Source organism: Caulobacter sp. P1_B12_2, from assembly GCF_056406675.1.
This window is the reverse complement of sequence record NZ_JBFTZS010000611.1, coordinates 1-2,122: the sequence shown is the minus strand read 5'-3', so window position 1 is coordinate 2,122 and position 2,122 is coordinate 1. Positions and strand designations below refer to the sequence as shown.

The following is a 2,122-nucleotide window of genomic DNA, read 5'->3' as shown; positions in this document are numbered from 1 at the left end:
GCTGAACGCCGGTCACCCGGCCCAGCGCCTCGCCGATGTTCTTGTCCGGGAATTGGCCGATGTCCTCGGCGACGATCGAGTCGGAGATCGTGCCGTTCCGCTTCTTGCGGTTCATGGCCGATTGCAGGCTGGCGCGCGTGCCGACGACGACGACTTCTTCAATGGTGCTGGACTTGTCCTCGACCGCCGAGCCGGCGGTCTGGGCGCTGACGCCGGTGGCGCAGGCCAGACCGGCCACCAGGGCCAGCAAGGATGTCGTGGCGACGGCCGCGCGACGGCCGCGAGTGGATGCAAGCATTGGGTTCCCTCCCTCTAACCATGACCCAGAGGCTCCCGACGAAGGGCCCTGGGCGCCTTACCGAGCCTGCGGCGGTCCTTGAACGGACGGCTCGCAGCGCACGGCGGCGCATTTCTCATACAATAGGAATAGTTCCACATGCTGAGATGTCAACGCAATTTGTGGGAAGACAGAACTTTGTTTCCGTGGTGTAAGCTTGCGGCATCGCTTGCGAGGCGGCCCACGCGCCGACCTGAAGGCCACGAAGAACGGCCGTCGCGAGCCTGAAACGGGGAAACGCAAGGGATTCGACGCAATGAGTAAGCGTGGTGAGAACCGGGGCGCGCGAGTCGCGACGGCCGCCCTGTTGTGCGCGACGGCGCTGTCGTCCGTGGGCGGATCAGTGCTGGCCGCGCCCCGCCAGATGGAAAACCTGGACCGTGGGGTGGTGGCCGTTCCGGCGATTGACGGCGGCATCCTCGTCAGTTGGCGTCTGCTGGGCGGCGATCCTGCCAAGACCGCCTTCAACCTCTATCGCGACGGCCAAAAGCTGAACGCCGCGCCGCTGGTGGGACCCACCGACTTCATCGACAAGACCGGCGATTCGGCCGCGACCTACGCCGTGCGCGCCGTGGTGGGGGGCAAGGAAGGTCCCGTCGGAAGGTCCGCCAAGGTCTGGGCCGACGGCTATCTGAGCCTGCCCATCCAGCCGCCCGCCGACGGCGTGACGCCCAGCGGCGAGGCCTATTCCTACACCGCCAACGACGCCAGCGTCGGCGACCTGGACGGCGACGGCCGCTACGAGATCGTCCTCAAGTGGGACCCGACCAACTCCAAGGACAACGCCTTCGGCGGCTATACCGGCCCGGTCTATATCGACGCTTATACACTGGACGGCCAACGCCTGTGGCGCATCGACCTGGGCCGCAACATCCGGGCCGGGGCGCACTACACCCAGTTCCAGGTCTATGACCTGGACGGCGACGGCAAGGCCGAGGTGGCCATGCGCACCAGCGACGGCGCGACGGACGGAACCGGCAAGGTGCTGGGCGACCCTAACGTCGACTGGCGCGAGACCGGCGGCGAGCGGCCCCAGGGCGACAGGACCGGGGCCACGGTCCTGCCCGACGGCACGAAGGTCGCCAGGGTGCAGGGGCGCATCCTGAAGGGTCCCGAATACCTGACCGTGTTCGACGGCCTGACCGGCAGAGCCTTGGCCAGCGCGCCCTATTCGCCCCCCCGCGATCCGCGCACGGACGCGCCCACCGTCGAGCAGATGACCGAAATCTGGGGCGACGGCTACGCCAACCGCTCCGACCGCTTCCTGGCGGGCACGGCCTATCTGGACGGCCAGCGGCCCAGCCTGATCTTCGCGCGCGGCTACTACGGCCGCACCACCCTGGCGGCCTGGGATTTCCGGAACGGCAAGCTGACCCAGCGCTGGCTGTTCGACAGCGCCGCCCCCGGCAACGAGAAGTTCGGCGGCCAGGGCAATCACCAGCTCAGCGTCGCCGATGTCGACCGCGATGGGCGCGACGAGATCGTCTACGGCTCGATGACCGTCGACGACAACGGCAAGGGCCTGTGGAGCGCCGAGCTGTTCCATGGCGACGCCATGCATGTCTCGGACCTGGATCCCACCCACCCCGGGCTTGAGAAGTTCGGCGTGCACGAGAGCCCAGGCAAGAACGGCGGAATCGGCGCGGCCATGCTCGACGCGCGCACCGGCAAGGTGCTGTGGACCACGCCCACCGACAAGGACACCGGCCGGGGCCTGACGGCCGACATCGACCCCCGCTTCATCGGCGAGGAGGCCTGGGGCAGCAACCAGGACGCCCTCTACAC

General features: G+C 68.1%; 2 protein-coding genes. One reads left to right on the top strand and one right to left on the bottom strand.

From position 1 onward, the window contains the following. A partial coding sequence (locus AC1DZ6_RS24005) for a hypothetical protein (RefSeq protein WP_477099615.1) occupies positions 1 to 298 on the bottom strand: 298 nt, incomplete at its 3' end. Positions 299 to 593: 295 nt separating this feature from the next. On the opposite strand from AC1DZ6_RS24005, the gene AC1DZ6_RS24000 reads away from it, so the two are divergent. Continuing rightward, on the top strand, positions 594 to 2,122 hold a 1,529-nt coding region (locus AC1DZ6_RS24000; protein ID WP_477099614.1), incomplete at its 3' end, for a rhamnogalacturonan lyase.